A 19,521-nucleotide genomic window follows, 5' to 3' on the forward strand; every position below is an offset into this window, starting at 1 on the left:
ACATTGTCCCGACCGCGGGCTGGTTCATCCTTTGTAAACCCCAGGCGCAAGTTTTTGCACCTGGGGTTTCGGCATACTGGCAAGCCATTTGGTTTGCCGCAATACCAGGAGTAATCAGGAATGTTTTTGACCGCTTCCAATATGGCCCACTATCTGCTGGCACGTGGCACGCTCCCACCGGCTGTTGTCGTCGATGGAGATTTTATGGTGGTAGAAGCAGGCCGCCGCAATCGCAATTACAAGATCATACGGCGCGACGGCAGTGGCTTGTTCGTCAAACAAATCAAGGAAGTCGAACCCATGGCGATCTCCACCATGCAGCGTGAAGCTGCCTGTTACCGCATGGCGCAAAAACCAGGTTATGAAGCGCTGGCAAATTTGATGCCACACTTTGTTGATCATGATGCAGCCCGTCATTGCCTGACCATAGCCCTCTTGCCTGGTGCTGAAAACCTGACTGAATTTCATGGCAGCAGAAAAATATTCCCGGCTGAAGTCGGCAAGATGCTGGGGACCGCCCTGGGAAGTTATCACCAGACCTTGCGCGGCAAGACTTTACTCACTGAGGATTTGAGCAACTTCCCACGCATGGCACCCTGGATTTTGAATTTCCATCAAACCAGCTTGATGGCAAACAACACCTTGAGCGGTGGTGTGCAACAGCTGGGAGCCATCATCAGGCAATATCCTGACCTGCAAGAAAACCTGACACGGCTGGCACAGGGCTGGCGCTATGACAGCATTATCCATGGTGATATGAAATGGGATAACTGCGTGGTCTATCCTGGTGCTGACGGTGAACTGGCTTTTCGCATCATAGACTGGGAACTGGTCGATTATGGCGATGCCAGCTGGGACATAGGGGCAGTATTGCAAGCCTATCTGACTTCGTGGATTTATTCCATGCCCTTGCACATGGATTTCAATCCAGCCAGTTTTGTCGACAAGGCGAACTTTCCGCTGGAGGGCATGTATCCTGCCATCCACGCTTTCTGGCGCAGCTATATACAAACGGCAGGTATAGAAAAATCACAGGCTCCGGCCTATCTGTTGCGCAGCATGGAATATGGTGCTGCACGCATGGTGCAAACTGCTTTTGAATCCCTGTATTACTCGCCCAGCATGAGTAATCATGCGGCAATCTTGTTACAGGTCAGTCAAAATATTTTACGCAATCCGCACCAGGCCGCTTCTGCCCTGCTGGGATTTGGCGGGGAGCTGCAATGAGCGATACATCCTTACATGAAGAATTGCAGGGCATCTACGCCGCCTTGCAGATACACTCACAATATAGCTATGCCCTGGGTAATAGTGCGCCCTTGCCTGTTACACCAATCATGTCCGCTGCATCATCAACTGGTCAAATAAATCCTGTCGCGGCCCTGATCGCGTCCATCAATACCAGCCTGTATGGCATGTACTATGTACGTGATATTGCGGACGAAGCCATGCTGCCTTCGCAAAGCCTGGTGCCTAACCTGAGCCAGGCCAACCAGACACCAGACCGCTGGGACCCCGGCTGGAAAATTTATCAGCAGAGTCCCGATGGTCGCGTCATGATACAAAAAGGTGAGCGCAGCCGTACCGCAGTGGCGGGTGAATATGCCGCCAATAAGTGGCCGGGCATGACAGCAGTGGCGGGTGATCTGGTGAACTTGCGTGTCTATCCCGGCACGGCCGATATGCAGCAAGGTTTTTACTATGCCTTTGGCAGCAATCTGTCTGATCAGTTTGATGATTATGAACTGATACGTTTTTACTTCAACGTACCTGCCCATGCAGCAGCAGAATTGCTATATGGCCTGACCGCACAGCTGAACCGTTATGCCCTGCCCTTCCGTTACAAAACCCTGGTGGATGCCAGCGCTTATCGCCGTGCGGATGCCGCTGTGTTGTACATCGCCAAGCGTCACTACCCCATGGTAGCGGCACTGATGCTGGATTTGCATGCCAGCCTGGGCAGCAAGCTGCGCACCGTCACACCTATGTTTTGCAAAACCCTGGTGGACGGCATAGGCGTGGCAGAAGAACCTGGCACAGGAGAGAGCTTTGGCATGCACAGATGCAGACTGATGGCCGAAGGCATGGTCGATGCCTGGCTGGCCGGCTCACAAAGCAGGGAGGCAAGGGCAGATGCCGTGCAAAAACGCTTTGCTGCCAATGGCATCGATATGCACACCCCCTATCTGAATCGTTATTCAGTCAATTTATTTGAAGCAGCAATATTTACCGGAGGTTTGCACCTATGAATGCACCGCTGAACGCACCGTTGGATGCATCGCTGGATGCACCAATAATTGCACCAATAAATTCTTACAAGGAAGTTTATCTCGACGTCGCAGACCGTATAGGCCGCAATCTATGTCGTGATGCCATCTGGGATGGCGCACGCTGTAACTGGCTGGGCTGGTCCATGGAAGCAGTAAATCAAAACTGGGTGCCAGCTTACCGCTCCTTTGCTGGTGACCTATATGCAGGCACTAGCGGTATTGCCCTGTTCCTGGCAGAGCTATATCAGTTCAGCGCAGACAAGCAACAAAAACGGGTACTCGAAGGGGCATTGAACCAGGCCCTGTCGCTATCAGACAAAATGCAGGGCGCAGCGCGTAATGGTTTCTATGCGGGCAGCAGCGGCTTTGCCTATGTACTGGTACGCATAGGCAGATTATTACAAAACGACGCCCTGATCGCCCGTGGCCTGCAAGAAATGACCAGCCTGACACACCAGGCACCCGATGCTCTGTTCATCGATGTCATCGGCGGCAGTGCCGGTGCCATACCAGCCATGTTGAAACTGGGGCTGGAGCACCAGCGCCCTGACTTCATCGCCCTGGCGCAAACCCACGGTGATTATTTGCTGGCGCATGCCAGCAAGAGTGATGCAGGCTGGTCTTGGGAAACCATGCATGTACCAGGGCAAAAACACCTGACCGGGCATTCGCATGGCGTGGCAGGCATCGTCACTGCCCTGCTGGAACTGTATCGCGCCACGGGTGAAAAGTGCTACCTCGATGCTGCCAATGAAGGCTTGCGCTATGAGCGCGGCCTGTTCAGCGCCCAGCATAATAACTGGCCAGATTTACGCATCATGGATGCCAGCCAGACTGATGCCCCACCTGTCTACAACCTGGCCTGGTGCCATGGTGCACCCGGCATAGGCTTGTCACGCCTGCGCAATGTAGCCCTGATGCCGGATGATGTCATGCTCATGCAGGAATTGCATGCCGCCATACAGACCACCGCCAACTCCCTGATGGCACCCTGGGTGCATGGCATGGGTAATTTCTCTTTGTGCCATGGGGCTTGTGGCAATGCCGATTTGATGATCATGGCAGGACAATATCTGCAGCGCCCAGACCTGAGCCAGATCGCTGAGAAGGTAGGACAGGAAGGCTGGCAACATTACAGCCAGTCAGACATGCCCTGGCCTTGCGGTGTGGCAGGCGCAGGAGAAACACCAAACCTGATGCTGGGAACGGCGGGGATAGGGCACTTTTATCTGCGCTTATATAATCCTGAGGCCGTGCCGTCAGTATTGATTGTGACGCCGCCGGAGAAGGTGGGGTAGTGAAGCAGGTAGCTTCGTAGGTTGGGCCGGGCCTCGCTAGGCTACGCTTCGTAGGTTGGGCTACGCTTTACCAGCCCAACACTCAGCGTTTAAATGACGTATACGTTTATCACAGGCCTAGTGTTGGGCTGATACCCCGTAGCCCAACCTACACAGAGCCGAATCACGGAGCTATACGCGAACGACGATACTGAGACCAACTGCAATTCTATATTCAATAAAAAAACTCCAACACCGCCTCTGGCGATGATGGAGTTTTTTCTTACGCCTTACAGCAAACGACTATAGTAAGCCACTTCTGCTTTCAGGCGTGCCAGTTCAGCCTGGTCGCCACGGGCTACTGCGTCTTGTATGGAGACGCCATACAGGGCTTGTGGTGGCAAACCCTTGGCTTTCAGGGCGCGGTCCAGTGTTGGCAGCAGGCGTTCTATGGCAGCAGCAGCGGTCAGGTAGTCGAGTGCCTGGTCGCGGATGGCCGACATTTTGCCGACATCACCGCTGGCGATAGCGTCATGCATGGGGACGGCATACAAGGCGGCGAGAGGGGTAGCGTGTGTAGGGGAAGCCATACATACTCCTTTAGTAAATGAATGAATAAATTAATTAGTTCGTGGGCCCAGCCAACGATCTTGCTGGCAGGCAGGTCAGAAAAAATATCCTCATCAGCACTCTCTTCAAATCCCGGCAAGCAAAGACAGGGCTGACGGGTTTGATGCTCAGGCGGTGCTGGTTAATACTTGCAGGCGATCAAGTACGCTCTTGAGTTCAGTCATGACGGCTTGCCGTCTGGCTTCTTCAATCGCATATTTTTGTGCAGCAGTGGCAATATCGGCACGGCAATGCGGGCAAGTGACTTCGTCCGGCCAGATGTATTCATTGCAGTTACGGCACAGTGACAGTTCCGGCAAGGGTGCACTGCTGGTACGTTCAGCTACCCGCGGTGCTGGTGCGACTTCTTCTGGCAAGATTTCCCTGCCCGGTATGGCTTCTTCATACAATTCAAATCTGCCTATGGCAAAAGGCTTGTCAGGCGCTGGTGCCACTTTGCGGATTTTTTCATGAATGCCACGTTTCTCCAGCTTCAGTGCGCGGTAATGGCAATAGGGATTATTGCCAGGTTTGCCGAACAGAGAATCTGAAGTCCAGGTACAACCACCACGACAGACATCGGCGTAGTAGCAGGTACGGCAATGGCCCCACAATGAATCGATATTGCGCATGCGGCCAAAGTGCAGGGCTTCGGAAGTGTTCCACAATTCTGCCACGGCACTGTCACGGACATTGCCGCCGCCATAGGTTTCCGTCGCCAGTGAAGGGCAGCCCTTGATGGTGCCATCGGCTTCCAGGCCGATGACGTTCTGGCCCGCAGCGCAACCTGTCCAGTGCAGGGTTTCATCTCCCAGGCCACGCCAGTGATGCTCGAAGGGGCCGAAGTAACCGAGGTTATTGCCAAAGGTCAGCAACAAACCGCGTTGCTGGCCTTCATGATAAAGACGGTTCAGCAAAGGCATGAGTTCAAGCACGCGATGCGGTTGCAGCAGCAGGTGATCATTCTCTACTGCATTACCCATGGCCACGGTGATCTGCAGTTGCCAGTGGGTAGCGCCCGCTTCTATGATGCGGTTGAACAGCGGCTCCAGCTGGGGTATGGTTTCTGCCCCTATCTGGGTATTGCAGCTGACACCCAGGCCCAGGGACTTGGCGGTTTCCATGGCACGCAGGGCATCATTCCAGGAGCCGATGACGCCGCGCACCTTGTCGTGATAATCCTTCATGCCATCAATGGAAACGCCTATGCCAAACAAACCGGCCTGTTTGCCAGCCTCCAGCCTGGCGGTATTGAGATTGCGCGCGCCAGTCTGCATGCCTACCCGTATGCCGTGCCCGGCGATGCGTTCCACCAGTTGCAACCAGTCCTTGCGCAAGAAGGCTTCTCCACCGATGAGTGTGATTTCTCGCGTGCCCAGGGCGGCCAGTTGATCGATCACAGATAAGGCTTCTTCGGTAGAGAGTTCACCAACCCTGCGCTTGCCTGCACGTGAACCGCAATGACTGCATTTCAAATTGCAGGCGAGTGTAATTTCCCACACCACATGCACAGGGGTATGGCCATTGAGGTCAGAGAGGGTGCGCGCCCTGGCGGGTTCGGATACGAGAGTTTGTTCCATGCTTGGCTCCGTGAGCGTAGGCCAGCAAGCTGGCACCTGGGATGAAAATGAGAGCTGTTTATTTGCCGACGTTGAGTTGCGCCAGCAGGCTTTGGGCATAAGCCTTTAAACGGTCTACTTCGGCATGATCGCCACGGGCCTGAGCGTCTTGTATGGCCACGCCATAAGGGGTCACAGGATGGAAAGCACTGGCACCACCGAGCAAATTATTGTAAGTGGTCAACTCGGTTTTGAGACGGGCAATTTCAACCGCATCACCACGAGCCACGGCATCTTGTATGGTCACGGCGTACAGTGGGCGTATCACGCCACCCTTGCTCTTGATGGCACTTTCCAGTTCGGGCAAAAGACGGGCAACATCAGCAGCGGCAGCCAGATGGCTGAATGCTGCTTCACGCGCAGCACTCAATTGGGCCGCATCCCCACTGGCAATCGCATCGCTCATAGCCACGGCATACATGGGATGGATAGTGCCAAAAGTCTCTTTATTGGTAGTCATGAATTACTCCTTTAAATGATGAGTCTGATTGTGCGTTTGTTGGGTTTGGTGAAACTGCCTGCTATCAATATGGCAAGCTTAATTAGTATATTTTCAATTATTCAAAAGTCAATGTCATTGTTATTTTTTTAATTTCAAAGTATGCCAGAGTGGCTGATTTATAATCCCCATCTCCGGCACAACAAGACAAACTTGAACATGCATATTGCAAAAATCAGTGGAACCGAAGGCTATGCAGAGATGGCAGAGTTCCTGGTGCAACAGTGGCAGGACATTTCCTTCGAGCAGCATCACGCAATGATCCTGCATTTACTACCGCTCGCTCCCAGCAGGGTGCTGGATCTGGGTTCAGGCATAGGCTCTGATGCTGCGGCATTTGCTGCCATGGGACACAGTGTCGTCGCCGTAGAGCCAACCGAGGAGTTGCGACTGCCTGGCATTGCTTTACATGACACGCCAAGCATCACTTGGCTAGATGACAGCCTGCCTGACTTGCCTGTGGTCCAGGCAAGAAAAGAGACTTTCGATCTCATCATGCTGAGCGCCGTGTGGATGCATCTTGATGCAACACAACGCCAGCGTGCCATGCCCAAGCTGGCAGGCTTGATGAGTGAATCAGCCAGCCTGATACTGTCACTGCGACATGGTCCCATCCCTGCAGGGCGACGCATGTTTGATGTCAGCACAGAAGAAACCATAGAGCTGGCTGCCGCGCAAAATCTGCTACCCATCTTAAACGTACGGACTGCCTCCCTACAGAAAGTCAACCAGCAAAATGCTGTCATGTGGACACGACTGGCATTTCGCCGTGCCTCAGCATAGCGTAACAAAGATACATATCATATTGACCATATTTATCTTTTGTGAAACACTGATCTGCATAGATTTACATCCCTGCTCATATCTCAGGCTCCACACATGGCAAACCCACATTCCTTCACCCTGGCATTTCACCTTGTCCAGCAAGCATGTGCTTCCAGCATCATCTTGCGTGGCTTGAATAATCCACGCGGCATCAAGTGCAAACAGGATGGCAGTTTGCTGCTGGTGGAGGCAGGTAGTGGTGATGCAGAACAAGTGTTCTCTGGCCGACTATTGCAGTTCAAACCGGACGCTGAAGGCAGCTATACAAAATGCGAAGTTCTCGCTGATGGTTTTCGCTCCATGAATATGCAGGCACGTATGTGCAGGGATGAAATATTTGGCCTGGCGGATATCGCGTATGGGGATGGCCGGTGGTTATTGAGCCAGACTGATTATGTATCCGGTTCACGCATACTGGATTTAAGCAGCTTGCCGCCTCAGCCTGTCGTCCATAGCCGTGGCAATCTGAATGCACTGTGCTACCACCCGCAAAGACAAAGCTGGCTGACGGTAAAGCCGGATAGTAACCAGGCGATAGAATTCAAAGATGGCCAGCCAGAAGCCGTGGTCGGCGTTTTGCCTGACTTGTCTGGCGGCCAGCATGCAGTGCCGGTGATGGTGATACTCGATCAAAGCTGGCAACAAACTGATGGTCAGCAACCAGTATTGATTTCCCTGTTCTCCGGCGAGTTGCAGGGCGATGCCAGCAAGACGGGCATACATTTTGAAAAAGGCGTCAGCAAGATCATCAGGCTGGATCTGGAAACAGGTATAGTCAGCACCGTGATAGATGGCCTGACCCTGGCGACAGGCATGGCTTTTACTGAACAAGGGCAATTGCTGGTACTGGAATTATGCGAGGATTTTTTAGAAGCCATGCCTGCAGAAGAAATACCGCAAACTGCCTGGCATGGTGGCTTCAAACGCTATTCTGGCCGCCTGCTGTGCTGCGATCTGGAAAAGCAAAGCGTGACTTGCCTGGCCACGCATCTGGATACCCCATCCAATTTATGTGTGGCAGGCAATGTAGTCTTCATCAGTGAGGGCATGGGCTTGCCCGGCCGCCCGATTGCCAATGCCGATGGGGCTACTGTAGCGCTGGAAGGCTATGTACGCAAACTAAGCCTGCCAGCCGGCCTATAAATTAAACCGCTTGCAGGCGCGAAGTCAGCTCAGCCAGTTTATCGGGGAAAGGTGCTTGCGCTACCCACTCCGCAGGGTCGCCTTCTTTTTGCCAGGCAAAACCAACCACCGCCATGACATCCCCTGCCTTGCTCAGCAGGGGGATGGCAATGGCTGCCTGGGCACCAACTGCCTTGGCACCGGGACGTATATTGCCGCTTTTATCATCTTGCAAATTGCAGGTTTGCACTGGTGCCTTGCTCAACTGCGCAGCCCCCGCCATGCCCTTGCCATGGCTGACATGGGCAACGATGGCGAGCACAGGTTCAGGTATGCGCAAGGCAGCACTCAGGTACAAGTCTTCACCGCGTTGTATGTGTATGGTGCCAGCGGCTGCATCCAGATTGGCGATGCTGTCTTCCAGCCATTGCTGGTGCTCGGTGTTTTTTTCAAACATGGTGATACTCCTTGTTTTTATCAATTGCTTTATCAATTCTTCTATCAATGTGACACTTGCAGCAGTTCTTGCCAGCTTAAGTCTTTCGCTGCCGTGAGCAGATTTTCTTTCTGACACAGCCTATGGATTTTGCCGTCCTTGCCAGCCTCGGTCGGCAGGCTTTTTGCAATGGCCAGCTTTTCTTCCATGCAGCCCTGCTCAAGAGCACGCAGTAGTTCTGGTTCACCAAGCAAGGCCAGTTGCGGCGTTACACAACGCCATAATTCAGGGTTGATGGCACGCCCCGCCGCCCAGCGCTCATGGGCCAGGTCGATGAGGATGTTCGCCAGGGCAGGATTATTCCTTTGTTCCAGACCTTGCACTGGCCACAAGGGACTGTCGAGAAAAAAACATTTGACCACCATCTGGTTCCAGGCAGCTTCATCAAATTCCTGCATGGGATAGGGATTGCGATGGGCCATGGCTTCAAAGATGGGGCGCATGCTGGAACGTATGGCTTCTCGCGCGCGATGCTCTATCGCCCGGGCTGCAGGATAAAGAGGAAAACCGGAATACAGGGCAATCAGTTCATTGATTTCTGCACTGTCGGCGATGTTGTCAAGTTGCCTGGCAAATTGTGCATCGTCACCAGAATAACTGGCGAGCAGAAAGGCCACCCTGGCTGCAAGATCCGCACTCCAGCCCGATGGATCAAAACCTGGGCGCAGTGCATGCGCCGCCGCCAGTTCTTCACTGTTCAGGTTCAAATCAGACTTGCCCAATTTGCGCGCCGCCATGCCCATGGCCTTATACACATCACGTTCTTGTTTTGCCGTACTGATTTGCTGGCATTGCAGGCGGAACCAGAACAAGGCTTCTGGCGTGCTGCGGGGAGCTATCCAGCTATCCAGTTGTGCCAGGGCGGCAGCGGTAGGGGCCAGTGCCTGCATTTCTTGCAGCGATGGATGTCTCATCTTGACTCTCCTCAGGTTTTGGCTCAAGTGCCTGGTATGACGCGCTGCAAGACCCTGGTCATGACAAAGGCGAACAGGCAAAATGCCACGGCGGCCACATCGCCACCAGCAATGGCGATCACCACAGCATCCAGCAGTGAAGTTGCAGCAATCAATTGCGCCACCGCTTTGGGGACTGCACCCGCTATATGCCGCGTAATCAGCAAACGTACGGCGATGATGTCAGCCACAATCAGTGCCAGCAACATCAATAAAGGCAAACCACCGTCCGCCCAGCTATTCACTGAGCGACTACCGTACAAGAGCACAGGCAAAGCCAGGATCAGCAAGGGCCACAGGCTGCCGAGGCGATTCAGGCTTTCCTGTTTTGCTGCATAAGTCAGGCCCACGACATGTGCCCAGATAGCCAGTGCTGCCAGCACTACCGTAGCATTCACCAGCACAGTATTTTTCAGAAAATGATCGTCGACCACATTACCGGTAATGACCATAGCGCTGGCCGCTGCTGCAAAATACACCAGGGCACGACACAGGCCCATGATAAGCGGGCTGAAAGGATTGCCCTTGTGCCAGACGTTGTAGAGCAAGATGGTGGCGGCCAGCGCACAGCCACAAACTATCGCCCAGGTGCCGTAATAACTGATTATGGCAATGCCTGCGACTTGCAAGACAAAGCCGATGGCAAACACTGCTCTTGCGCTGATCTGGCCAGAAGGGATAGGCCGCCCCGGTCTTTCGCGGGCATCGATTTCACGGTCAAAGGCATCATTCAGATACATGCCTGCACAATAGAATGCCGATATCGCCAGCATGACCAGAAAGGTATGCACAGCAGACAAGGGGCGACCAGTAATGCTGCTGGCGACGATGGTTCCTGCCAGCACATTGGTCCATACCGTCGGCAGGTTGGATACCCGGCCCAGGCGCAAATAAATGCCCATGCGGCTATTGTTCATCACCAAGGTATTCATGTCAGTAGCTCTTTCATGATAAAACCCAATTCACGCGCAATGGCATGGGCTTTGGATTCGGATTTCAAATGCGGTGGCAAGACATCCCAGGTATAGGTTTCCACTTCCAGATGGCTGGAAAAACCTTGTCTGCGCATCGCTTGCAGCGTTGCATGCAAATCGGCCCTGGTCGATCCCAGTTGTCCATCACTGTCCCAGAATATCGGTACATGACAATGCACCCGCCACTCACCATCGGCCAGACCAGCCTGATATGCAGCCAGTGCATCAGGCAGGTCGGTATAACGCTGCAAGCCATGCTGATTTTGCACAACCACCTGGTGCAGATAGACGCCGTCATCAAAGCGTCGCAATTCATCCAGCATATCGGCATGCATGACAGGAAGGCGCAAGGCGCAGGATAGTTGTATCTTGGGGATGCGTATGCCCAGCTCAGTCAGGGTTTGCATGGCACTGACCGGGTCTTCAAATTCAACAGCGGCGTGACAGATGTCATAGCAAACCCCGAGATGGCGACGCATCAGCCGGGTGGCTCTTGCCTCACTGCTATCGCATAAATCAGCCAGCCTGGCGATAGTGTCGGCGGCCCATAACTGGCCACAAAAAAATGCCGTGGTCTCGGCCATGGTTTCCAGAAAACAGCAGGGTTCTGGCTCCAGCGCCAAGGCTATGCATTTACCTGTGTCCTGCTCCAGTTCAGCCAGCATGGCAACGGCAGCGACCAATTGCTCAAGTATCTGTTCTTGTACCCCTACTGCATGTGCTTCTGATTTATAGGCACCGGGCACGGTGGAAATACTGCCTTCCATCTCCTCAGGTAAAAGCTCGGCAAGGATATAGGCGCATTGCCTGGTATAGCGCAAACGCTCACTATCTCGCCAGTCTGGCAGATAGACTTGCTCTTTGACCCTGAGGCCATGAAACGGCCCGTAAGGAAAGGCATTGATGGTGAAGACATAGGCACCCAGGCGTGCCAGTTGTGCTTTGAATTCCTGCAAGCTGGCGGGATTGATGAGGCTGTCGGCTGCTTGTGCAGACAGGCGCAAGCCTATACCAAAGGCCTGATCCTCAAGCAGTTCAAGCTTTTTTCTGAGCACAGGTATGGTTTCATCAAGACTGGCGCGCACTTCATCCCAGCTTTCACCCGCATGAATATTCGTGCAGTAAGTCAGATGCACGTTTTGCGATGGCAGGGATAATTGCATGTCAGTCCCTGCCCGTCATGACCACCGGGTTTACATAGAGGCTCTGCAACCAGTCTATCGCTGCACGCACCAGCACTGCATCCATCTCATGCACCTCTACACCGCTACCTATGGCGGCCAGCAGGGTAATGGTCAGCTCGCCTCCCAGATGTTCACGGAATTCTTTCAATCCTTGCAGCACCATCAGTTCACCGTGTGCATCTTGCGCGAGTAATTGGGTATGCCACAATTCAAAGCCTAGTTGCGTCAGCAGTTTGTGGATGCGGGCATCCTCACCAACCGGTAGCAGGCCTGCCAGGCAGGAATAGCGGGCATCCAGCGCCAGGCCTATGGCAACTGCTTCACCATGCGAGAGCGCATGGGCAGTCAGGCGTTCGAGTTTATGGGCAACCCAGTGGCCATAATCCAGCGGCCTGGCCGAGCCGCTTTCAAACGGGTCACCACCATGGGCAATCTGGTGCATGTGCAGACTGGCGGAACGGGTGATGACGGCACTCAGCACAGTGCTGTCAAATGCTGCCAGCACTGGCAATTGTTTTTCCATCATGAGGAAAAACGCATGGTCGCGTATCAATGCAACCTTGACAGCTTCTGCCAGCCCGGCGCGTTTTTCTCGCTCAGGCAAAATATCAATGAAGCGCGCATCATTGATAACAGCCCAGGGCGGAGCAAACGTGCCTATCAGGTTTTTTTGCCCCTGCCAGTTAACCGCATTCTTAACGCCTACGCCGCTATCATCCTGCGCCAGCACCGTGGTCGGAAAGCGTATATGGCGCACACCGCGATGGAAGATGGCAGAGGCATAACCCACTGCATCCAGCACTGCCCCGCCGCCGATGGCGATGGAATAGGAATGTCTGTCTATGGCGCGCTCTGACAAGGCCTGCAATAGTCTTTCAACCAGGCTTGCATCATTCTTGCAGGATTCACCGCCAGGTAACATGAAGATGTCACCTATCAATTCCATGCTTTCATGATGAAAGCGCAGGTAGGCAAGTATCTGTTCGACCAGGCCAGGCATGGCCCTGGCCACGCCTTCATCCAGGAAGATGGCCAGCCTGTGCCTGCGCTGTGGTTCTCGCAAGCTTACTACCGCACGGAAGTCAGGATTGGCAATATCAAAGGCATCGCGGGTGGATACTACCGGAAAAGAATAATCGACGCGCACATGCTGCTGCTGCCAGCCAGTGCGAGTGCTTGCTGGTACTAGCACTTCCAGATCGGGCAAGCGATTTAGTTCAGCCAGTTTCACAATGCATCCTTTCCTGATTTATCCACACCTTCATCGCTTATCCTTGGAAAGATGGCTGTAAGCCGGATGCGGCTGCGTCGCAGCGCCGGGACAATTTTGCGTAAGCCATATGCAAGCCTGACTAGTACCCTACAAACGCCCTATCAAGCACCCTATCTAACATTCCCTTAAAACCCGGAATTTACATTGCAGAAAACATAATTACCAATATTGAAACAATGGTGCAAAATATGCAATAGCCTTCCAGCATCTTTTCTTGAAATATCTTTTTCACACAACATTTCTCTTTAAGAAATACTTTATAGCAAGGAGCTATTGCGCAAAGCTGAGATTAAATTAATAATAAGGAAACAATTCTTCGATAAGCTAGTGCTCCACGCATCTGGCTGTCAGCAGAATTTGCGGCATTTCCAGATTCCACCACTCTATGAATAAGCAAGGCCAGACTGATGCAAAGCTTGTTGATATTGAATATCGTTGGTCTCACTCCCAACCTGCTGGGTGCGCTGACACCACGGCTGTCTGCCTTTGTTGCCAGCGGTCATATGCAGCCGCTGAAAAGTGTGACACCCGCCGTCACCTGTACCGTGCAGGCAACCATCATGACCGGGCTGTCGCCACAGCAACATGGGATAGTCGGCAATGGCTGGTTGTTTCGTGACCTGGCAGAAATCTGGTTTTGGCGGCAATCCAATAAGCTGGTTGCCGGAGAAAAAATTTGGGAAGCAGGCAAGGCACGCGACCCCAAATTCACCTGCGCAAATCTGTGCTGGTGGTACAACATGGCATCCAGCCATGACTATGGCATCACCCCCCGCCCCATTTACAAGGCAGATGGCCGCAAGCTGCCTGATTGTTATACGACACCGCCAGAATGGCGCGATGAGCTGACGCAAAAACTCGGTGCCTTCCCGCTATTCCAGTTCTGGGGTCCGGCCACTACGATCAAGTCCAGCCGCTGGATTGCTGATGCAGCCAAACTGGCCATCACCGAAAAAGATCCTACGCTGACCATGGTCTACCTGCCGCATCTGGACTATGACTTGCAAAGACATGGACCAGACCTGACCGATCCTGCGGTCCAACAATCCCTGCGCGATATTGATGAAGTCGCGGGTGAGTTAATCGCCCATGCGCAACAGGCTGGCCGCCGTGTCATGGTCTTGTCTGAATATGGTATTACCGCGGTGGACAGACCCATACACCTGAACCGCATTTTGCGTGAAGCTGGTTATGTGGTGGTGCGCATGGAAGATGGAGCGGAATTACTTGACCCCATCGCTTCCAGCGCCTATGCCGTGGCGGACCATCAGTTTGCCCATGTATATATCTCCAGGCCAGAATTGATTGCGCCCGTACGCAGATTGCTCAGCAATATCGCTGGCGTAGAAGGTATCTGGGCAGGGAGTGAGCGCGCTGCCATAGGGCTGGATCACCCACGCTCAGGTGAACTGGTGCTCATGGCTGATAAGCGCTCCTGGTTCACTTACTATTATTGGCAGGATGATGCTTTGGCACCTGACTTTGCCCGCACCGTAGAAATCCATCGCAAACCCGGTTATGACCCGGCCGAGCTGTTTGTCGATAGCAATATCCGTTTCCCCAAACTGGCAGTCGCCTGGCGTCTCGGCAAGCGCCTATTGGGTTTTCGCAGTCTGATGAATGTCATTGGTCTCGATGCCAGCCTGGTGCAGGGATCACATGGCAGGCCAGTGGATGATGCTGCCGATGGACCTTTGCTGATACTCGACCGCCCGCTCGCCGATGGCACGGGTGAAGTCCATGCAGCAGATATCAAGGATATCGCTTTGAAGATCATGTTTGAAAATACGACCCAGGAGCAGGCACATGAATAACAACGGTAAATTCCCAGGCAATTTTTCAGAAAACTTCATCGCTGACAGCACCATCGTCGATGAAATGTTTTCCGACCGTGCAGTGACCTGTCCCTGCTGCAATGGCACGATCACGCCGCAAATGCTGCAAAACCTGCTGGCCCAGGCCGGGCAATTGCAACAGGGCCAGGCCGCCTTCCGGCAACTGGCCAGTGGCGGCAATGGCATGATGATAGACCCGCATGCGCACATGATAGCCCGCACTACCGATGATTATGAAGCCATGGCCAAGGCCGGCATTGTAGCCGTCATAGAGCCGGCATTCTGGCTGGGGCAATTGCGCACCAATGTAGGCAGTTTCATCGATTATTTTTCCACCATCACCGGCTTTGAACGCTTTCGTGCCGGGCAGTTTGGCATACGCCATTATTGTGCTATCGGCCTCAACCCCAAGGAAGCAAACAACCCTGCCCTGGCAGAAGCGGTGCTCGATATCATGCCGCGTTACCTGGGTAAGGAAGGCGTGGTGGCGCTTGGTGAAATTGGCTACGATGAACAAACCGATCTGGAAGACAAGGCCCTGCGCGCGCAAATCGCCATGGCAATAGAATTTGAACTACCCATCATGATACATACACCGCACCGCGATAAAAAACGCGGCACCACGCGCACCATGGATGTGCTGGAAGAATGCGGCTTTGATCCGGCCCGCTGTGTCATCGACCACAACAATGAAGAGACAGTACAGGAAGTGCTGGACCGTGGCTACTGGTGCGCCTTCACGATTTACCCATCGACCAAGATGGGCAATGAAAGGCTGGCAGACATCGTCAAACAATATGGCCCTGAACGCATCATCGTCAACTCTGCCTGTGACTGGGGCGTGTCTGACCCACTGGCCGTCCCCAAGTCCGCCCGCCTGATGGCAAGCCGGGGTATCTCTGCCGAAGTCATCCACCAGGTAGTGTATGCGAATGCCTTGTCCGTGTATGGCCTGAACCAGGAAATGCAGGAAGCCCACTGGTGCCAGCCAGCAAAAATAGACCAGCGTAATCTCTACAGCGGTAACTCTGTCTTGCGCGGGCAGACGCCCAGGGTGGATGAGGAAATACTGAATCCCGACATTATCCGTTAAGCCACCCGACACCAGAACTGGTCGCTCTTTACTTTAGCCACATGAAAGCATTACTGGTTAAAATATCCGTCATTTTGTAACAGCAAAGAAATGACGGACACTTATGTTGAACTGGCTTAAAAAAACTTTTTCAAAGTCACAAGAGATTCCCGCACCACAGCAAGTTATTGCCAGCACTGGCGAACCTGGCCCTGCCATAGTAACGTCAGTGCCAGCAAGCTTTAGCAGCAGCGCTGCTGCGGACCCGGCTCTTGCCAGGCAGAGTCAAGATGCCATTGCCATCGCTTATGAAAAACTGCAACTGGACCCGGCAGAAAACCTGGCTGCCGATGTCCTGGCTGACAAGCTGTATGAAAAAATCCTGCTGCCAGAAGCCGAGGCCGTTTATCGGCTGATCCTGGAAGACAAGCCAGAATCACTGGAACACTGGATCAATCTTGGTCTGTGTCTGGATGGGCAATCCCGTTTTCCTGAAGCGATCATTTGTTATCGCCACGTCATTGCCCAACGACCTGCTGAAGTCGTCGCCCACTTCAACCTGGGTGTCAGCCTGTCACTGACAGGACAAAACCAGGAGGCAGAACAGGCCTACTTGCACGCGCTTGAACTCAATCCGCGACTGGGGCATGCCCATTTCAATCTGGCCATACTTTTGCAGCAACGCGACCAGTTGGATGCAGCCACGCATCATTATGAAGAATTATTGAAGCTGGACCCACAGCATTATTACGCCTATTGCAACCTGGGCATGGTATACGCGTCCCAAGGCCGCTTGCAAGATGCCGAGCCTTGCTTCCTGCGCGCCATTGCCTGCCAACCTGATATGGTGAATGCCGATTTTTTCCTGCTCAACTTGTATCAGCAACAAGGTAAACAACAGGAAGCAGAAAACATATTAAAAAATCTGCTGATGCGCCAGCCTGCCAATGCTGCGGCGAGAGATGCACTATTGAAGATGTATTTGCAGTCCTCTCGATTTGCCGAGGCTGAAAACATTTATCGCCAGATGCTGGTTTTTAATCCGCAAGAGGCCAGCATACATTACAACCTGGGCGTGGTCTTAAAAGAGCAAGGTCAATCTGAGGCAGCAAAAAATTGCTATCAACAAGCCCTGCAATTAAAACCTGACTTCCCTATAGCCCATGTCAATCTAGGCGTGATATTTCAGGAGCAAGGTGATCTGGCACAAGCGGAAAGCTGCTATCAACAGGCTTTGAAACATGACGCCCAATTTACCCTTGCTTATGCCAATCTTGCGCAGATTTATAAAGTCAGCGGCCAGTTTGTCAAAGCGGAAGAAAATTATCGCAAAGCGCTAGAGTTCGATAGCAGCAATGCCAGCTATCACAGTTACCTTGGCAAGCTCTTTTATGAACAACGGCGCTATGACGATGCACAGGCCAGCTATCAAAAAGCCTTGTTGCTGGACCCCAACTCCGTCATTGCCTTGCTTGAACTTGGCCAGTTGCACATGGCCTTCAGTCGATCAAGCGAGGCCCGCTCCTGTTTTGAAAGAGCGATAAAAATCAAACCAGATTTAGCCCAGGCCCATAATAGTCTGGGCGCATTATTTGATGACCAGGGCTTGATCCCTGAAGCAGTTGCCGCTTATCGCCGCGCTCTGGAATATAAGCCCGATTTATCTGAAGCCTATGGTAATTTGCTGTTTTCCCTGAATTACCATCCCGACTTGAGTGCAGAAGAAATTTTTGCTGCCTACCAGAAATATGAACGCCGTTTTGCCGCAGCTTATTACCAGCAATGGCAGCCACATACCAATAGCAGGCAAACTGGCCGGCGTCTGAAAATAGGCTATGTTTCACCGGATATGCGGCGCCATCCTGTACAGCATTTTCTCGAACCCCTGCTGGCTCAGCATGACAAAAGCCAGTTCGAGATCTATGCCTACGCAGAATTATCTGCCGATGATGCTGTCAGTGCACGCTATCGCAGCCATGTAGATCACTGGGTGCCGACCAGACATCTGAGTGATGAGGCCATGGCTGAGAAGATTCGCGCTGATGGCATAGATATCCTGGTGGATGTGGCCGGGCATACTGGCGACAACCGCTTGCGCGTCATGGCACGCAAACCTGCACCTGTATCCATTTCCTGGCTGGGTTATGCCTATACCACGGGCTTGACGGCCATAGATTACTTCCTCGCCGACCCGGTATTTGCACCGCCAGGATTTGAGCATTTATTTGCCGAGCAAGTATGGCGGGTAGCTACGCCAGCTCTGGTGTATAGGCCAGCCGCAGACATGGGTAATAGCAGCCCCTTGCCAGCCAAGAATAATGGCTATATCACTCTGGGCACACTCAGCCGTGCAGTGCGCATCAATCAGCGCGTAATCCAGGTCTGGGCCAGCATCATGAAAAAACTGGACAATTCCCGCCTTATCATAGACAGCGGCAACTTCAAGGATCAGGCCATGCGTCAGGCCATGGAAGACAAATTCGTGGCTCTGGGTATAGAGCGCAGCCGCCTGCAAATAGGTTTGCATAGCCCGCCCTGGGATGTCATCCGGCGCATAGATATAGGCCTGGATTGTTTTCCGCATAATTCGGGCACCACTTTATTTGAATCCCTGTATCTGGGTGTGCCTTTTGTCACCCTGGCTGCACGACCCAGTGTTGGTCGCCTGGGTAGCAGTATACTGAGCGGGCTTGGTCACCCTGAATGGATAGCCGCAACAGAAGAAGAATATGTCAGCAAGGTCGTCAAGCTGGCCAGCAATCTGGATGAACTCAGCGCCATACGCACGGGCCTGCGCCTGCAAATGCAAAACAGCCCGCTCATGGATGAAGCTGGCTTTTGTCGCAAGATAGAAGCTGCCTATCACAGTATGTGGCAAGCCTGGTGTGCAAAACAGTAAAACCGGACTACAACAGCATGACTTTTTAAGCGCTGAGTATGCAATCCATGGCGATATCATGTTCATGGGCAGCAAACTCTGCCTGGGTGCAGGCATAGGCTATGCCTATGGCTAGTGGTCGTGGAGCAATGGCCAGGGTACGGTCATAAAAGCCACCACCATATCCCAGGCGGTAGCCTGCTGCATTCCAGCCCAGGCAAGGGATAAGCAATACTTCAGGCTGGCTCACCAGCCGGCCATGTGCCGGGATGGCAATGCCATAGCAATCTACGCTCATGGCATCTCCTGCCTGCCAGGCCAGAAAACTCAATGGTCTGTCTTTTCCTGTGACCAGCGGCAAGGCCAATGCCAACCCCTGATCCTGCAATTGCTGGTAATGAACTCGTAAATCAGGTTCGGACTGTATGGGCCAATACACGGCCAGGCTGGCTGGCTTATTTTGCTGGTACCATGTCAGCAATTGTTTTCCCAACTCCGCATCCAACAAGGCCTTCTGTTCTGGCGCTAAGCTCTGGCGCTTTTGCCGTAAAAGCTGGCGTAATTCAGGGCGAGTTTGCGCTGTTTCCATGCTGAGTTTATGTTCGCTATTCTTGGGCTGTGTCATACTGTCAGAA

The 19,521-nt window shown here is 53.1% G+C and carries 17 protein-coding genes; 8 read left to right on the forward strand and 9 right to left on the reverse strand.

The window, feature by feature from the left end:
• Positions 1-126: 126 nt before the first annotated feature.
• Genes ACO0LC_RS23540 through ACO0LC_RS23550 form a run of 3 tightly spaced genes read left to right on the forward strand, consistent with a single transcriptional unit; the run spans position 127 to position 3,568 of the window.
• Entirely contained in the window at positions 127-1,227 is a 1,101-nt protein-coding gene (locus tag ACO0LC_RS23540) for a phosphotransferase family protein (protein ID WP_423007712.1), read from the forward strand.
• The gene (locus tag ACO0LC_RS23545; protein WP_423007714.1) at positions 1,224-2,249 is read left to right on the forward strand and encodes a T3SS effector HopA1 family protein; all 1,026 of its coding nucleotides are present in this window, start codon (positions 1,224-1,226) and stop codon (positions 2,247-2,249) included. Before ACO0LC_RS23540 ends, ACO0LC_RS23545 begins: the two co-directional genes overlap by 4 nt.
• Entirely contained in the window at positions 2,246-3,568 is a 1,323-nt protein-coding gene (locus tag ACO0LC_RS23550) for a lanthionine synthetase LanC family protein (RefSeq protein WP_423007716.1), read from the forward strand. Before ACO0LC_RS23545 ends, ACO0LC_RS23550 begins: the two co-directional genes overlap by 4 nt.
• Positions 3,569-3,837: 269 nt before the next feature.
• Here ACO0LC_RS23550 and ACO0LC_RS23555 read toward each other — a convergent pair whose 3' ends face one another.
• The 3 genes from ACO0LC_RS23555 to ACO0LC_RS23565 all read right to left on the reverse strand — a co-directional run bounded on the left by ACO0LC_RS23555 (position 3,838) and on the right by ACO0LC_RS23565 (position 6,235).
• Positions 3,838-4,137, reverse strand: a complete 300-nt coding sequence (locus ACO0LC_RS23555) for a DUF1843 domain-containing protein (protein WP_423007718.1) — start codon at positions 4,135-4,137, stop codon at positions 3,838-3,840.
• A 147-nt stretch (positions 4,138-4,284) separates the two neighbouring features.
• A complete protein-coding gene (locus tag ACO0LC_RS23560; protein WP_423007720.1) occupies positions 4,285-5,736 on the reverse strand; it encodes a GDL motif peptide-associated radical SAM/SPASM maturase in 1,452 nt (483 codons plus the stop codon).
• A 58-nt stretch (positions 5,737-5,794) separates the two neighbouring features.
• The gene (locus tag ACO0LC_RS23565; RefSeq protein WP_423007722.1) at positions 5,795-6,235 is read right to left on the reverse strand and encodes a DUF1843 domain-containing protein; all 441 of its coding nucleotides are present in this window, start codon (positions 6,233-6,235) and stop codon (positions 5,795-5,797) included.
• 198 nt (positions 6,236-6,433) lie between these two features.
• Between ACO0LC_RS23565 and ACO0LC_RS23570 the strand changes: the two genes are divergently transcribed.
• Positions 6,434-7,057 (forward strand): class I SAM-dependent methyltransferase, encoded by a 624-nt coding sequence (locus ACO0LC_RS23570; RefSeq protein WP_423007724.1) that lies wholly within the window; start codon positions 6,434-6,436, stop codon positions 7,055-7,057.
• A 96-nt stretch (positions 7,058-7,153) separates the two neighbouring features.
• Positions 7,154-8,242 (forward strand): hypothetical protein, encoded by a 1,089-nt coding sequence (locus ACO0LC_RS23575; protein WP_423007726.1) that lies wholly within the window; start codon positions 7,154-7,156, stop codon positions 8,240-8,242.
• Position 8,243: 1 nt separating this feature from the next.
• On the opposite strand, the gene ACO0LC_RS23580 is transcribed toward ACO0LC_RS23575, so the two are convergent.
• Genes ACO0LC_RS23580 through ACO0LC_RS23600 form a run of 5 tightly spaced genes read right to left on the reverse strand, consistent with a single transcriptional unit; the run spans position 8,244 to position 13,059 of the window.
• Positions 8,244-8,678 carry a GAF domain-containing protein gene (locus ACO0LC_RS23580; protein WP_423007728.1) on the reverse strand — a complete coding sequence of 145 codons (435 nt, stop codon included), beginning with the start codon at positions 8,676-8,678 and terminating at the stop codon, positions 8,244-8,246.
• 44 nt (positions 8,679-8,722) lie between these two features.
• Positions 8,723-9,631 (reverse strand): EboA domain-containing protein, encoded by a 909-nt coding sequence (locus ACO0LC_RS23585; protein WP_423007730.1) that lies wholly within the window; start codon positions 9,629-9,631, stop codon positions 8,723-8,725.
• 23 nt (positions 9,632-9,654) lie between these two features.
• On the reverse strand, positions 9,655-10,602 hold the full coding sequence (locus ACO0LC_RS23590) for a UbiA family prenyltransferase (protein WP_423007732.1): 948 nt from the start codon (positions 10,600-10,602) through the stop codon (positions 9,655-9,657).
• Entirely contained in the window at positions 10,599-11,807 is a 1,209-nt protein-coding gene (eboE, locus tag ACO0LC_RS23595; RefSeq protein ID WP_423007734.1) for a metabolite traffic protein EboE, read from the reverse strand. The genes ACO0LC_RS23590 and eboE overlap by 4 nt, the downstream gene beginning before the upstream one ends.
• A gap of 1 nt (position 11,808) precedes the next feature.
• A complete protein-coding gene (locus ACO0LC_RS23600) occupies positions 11,809-13,059 on the reverse strand; it encodes a 3-dehydroquinate synthase (RefSeq protein ID WP_423007736.1) in 1,251 nt (416 codons plus the stop codon).
• A 449-nt stretch (positions 13,060-13,508) separates the two neighbouring features.
• Between ACO0LC_RS23600 and ACO0LC_RS23605 the strand changes: the two genes are divergently transcribed.
• From ACO0LC_RS23605 to ACO0LC_RS23615, 3 genes are all read left to right on the forward strand, one after another.
• Positions 13,509-14,915 carry a nucleotide pyrophosphatase/phosphodiesterase family protein gene (locus ACO0LC_RS23605; protein WP_423007738.1) on the forward strand — a complete coding sequence of 469 codons (1,407 nt, stop codon included), beginning with the start codon at positions 13,509-13,511 and terminating at the stop codon, positions 14,913-14,915.
• Entirely contained in the window at positions 14,908-16,029 is a 1,122-nt protein-coding gene (locus ACO0LC_RS23610) for a TatD family hydrolase (protein ID WP_423007740.1), read from the forward strand. The genes ACO0LC_RS23605 and ACO0LC_RS23610 overlap by 8 nt, the downstream gene beginning before the upstream one ends.
• Before the next feature lie 103 nt (positions 16,030-16,132).
• Positions 16,133-18,907, forward strand: coding sequence for a tetratricopeptide repeat protein (locus tag ACO0LC_RS23615; protein ID WP_423007742.1), 2,775 nt, complete (start codon positions 16,133-16,135; stop codon positions 18,905-18,907).
• A 25-nt stretch (positions 18,908-18,932) separates the two neighbouring features.
• Here the strand turns inward: ACO0LC_RS23615 and ACO0LC_RS23620 are convergent, their stop codons facing one another.
• Positions 18,933-19,511 carry a 5-formyltetrahydrofolate cyclo-ligase gene (locus tag ACO0LC_RS23620; RefSeq protein ID WP_423007744.1) on the reverse strand — a complete coding sequence of 193 codons (579 nt, stop codon included), beginning with the start codon at positions 19,509-19,511 and terminating at the stop codon, positions 18,933-18,935.
• Between the last annotated feature and the right edge of the window lie 10 nt (positions 19,512-19,521).

Source organism: Undibacterium sp. JH2W (genome assembly GCF_049340425.1).
GTDB lineage: Bacteria > Pseudomonadota > Gammaproteobacteria > Burkholderiales > Burkholderiaceae_D > Undibacterium.

Excerpts from the sequence above, each read along its gene's own strand:
- ACO0LC_RS23620 (WP_423007744.1), bottom strand. The coding sequence starts at position 19,511 with ATGACACAGCCCAAGAATAGCGAACATAAACTCAGCATGGAAACAGCG.
- ACO0LC_RS23560 (WP_423007720.1), bottom strand. The coding sequence starts at position 5,736 with ATGGAACAAACTCTCGTATCCGAACCCGCCAGGGCGCGCACCCTCTCT.
- ACO0LC_RS23575 (WP_423007726.1), top strand. The coding sequence starts at position 7,154 with ATGGCAAACCCACATTCCTTCACCCTGGCATTTCACCTTGTCCAGCAA.
- ACO0LC_RS23545 (WP_423007714.1), top strand. The coding sequence starts at position 1,224 with ATGAGCGATACATCCTTACATGAAGAATTGCAGGGCATCTACGCCGCC.
- ACO0LC_RS23590 (WP_423007732.1), bottom strand. The coding sequence starts at position 10,602 with ATGAATACCTTGGTGATGAACAATAGCCGCATGGGCATTTATTTGCGC.
- ACO0LC_RS23580 (WP_423007728.1), bottom strand. The coding sequence starts at position 8,678 with ATGTTTGAAAAAAACACCGAGCACCAGCAATGGCTGGAAGACAGCATC.
- ACO0LC_RS23585 (WP_423007730.1), bottom strand. The coding sequence starts at position 9,631 with ATGAGACATCCATCGCTGCAAGAAATGCAGGCACTGGCCCCTACCGCT.
- eboE (WP_423007734.1), bottom strand. The coding sequence starts at position 11,807 with ATGCAATTATCCCTGCCATCGCAAAACGTGCATCTGACTTACTGCACG.
- ACO0LC_RS23550 (WP_423007716.1), top strand. The coding sequence starts at position 2,246 with ATGAATGCACCGCTGAACGCACCGTTGGATGCATCGCTGGATGCACCA.
- ACO0LC_RS23570 (WP_423007724.1), top strand. The coding sequence starts at position 6,434 with ATGCATATTGCAAAAATCAGTGGAACCGAAGGCTATGCAGAGATGGCA.
- ACO0LC_RS23565 (WP_423007722.1), bottom strand. The coding sequence starts at position 6,235 with ATGACTACCAATAAAGAGACTTTTGGCACTATCCATCCCATGTATGCC.
- ACO0LC_RS23615 (WP_423007742.1), top strand. The coding sequence starts at position 16,133 with ATGTTGAACTGGCTTAAAAAAACTTTTTCAAAGTCACAAGAGATTCCC.
- ACO0LC_RS23555 (WP_423007718.1), bottom strand. The coding sequence starts at position 4,137 with ATGGCTTCCCCTACACACGCTACCCCTCTCGCCGCCTTGTATGCCGTC.
- ACO0LC_RS23605 (WP_423007738.1), top strand. The coding sequence starts at position 13,509 with ATGCAAAGCTTGTTGATATTGAATATCGTTGGTCTCACTCCCAACCTG.
- ACO0LC_RS23610 (WP_423007740.1), top strand. The coding sequence starts at position 14,908 with ATGAATAACAACGGTAAATTCCCAGGCAATTTTTCAGAAAACTTCATC.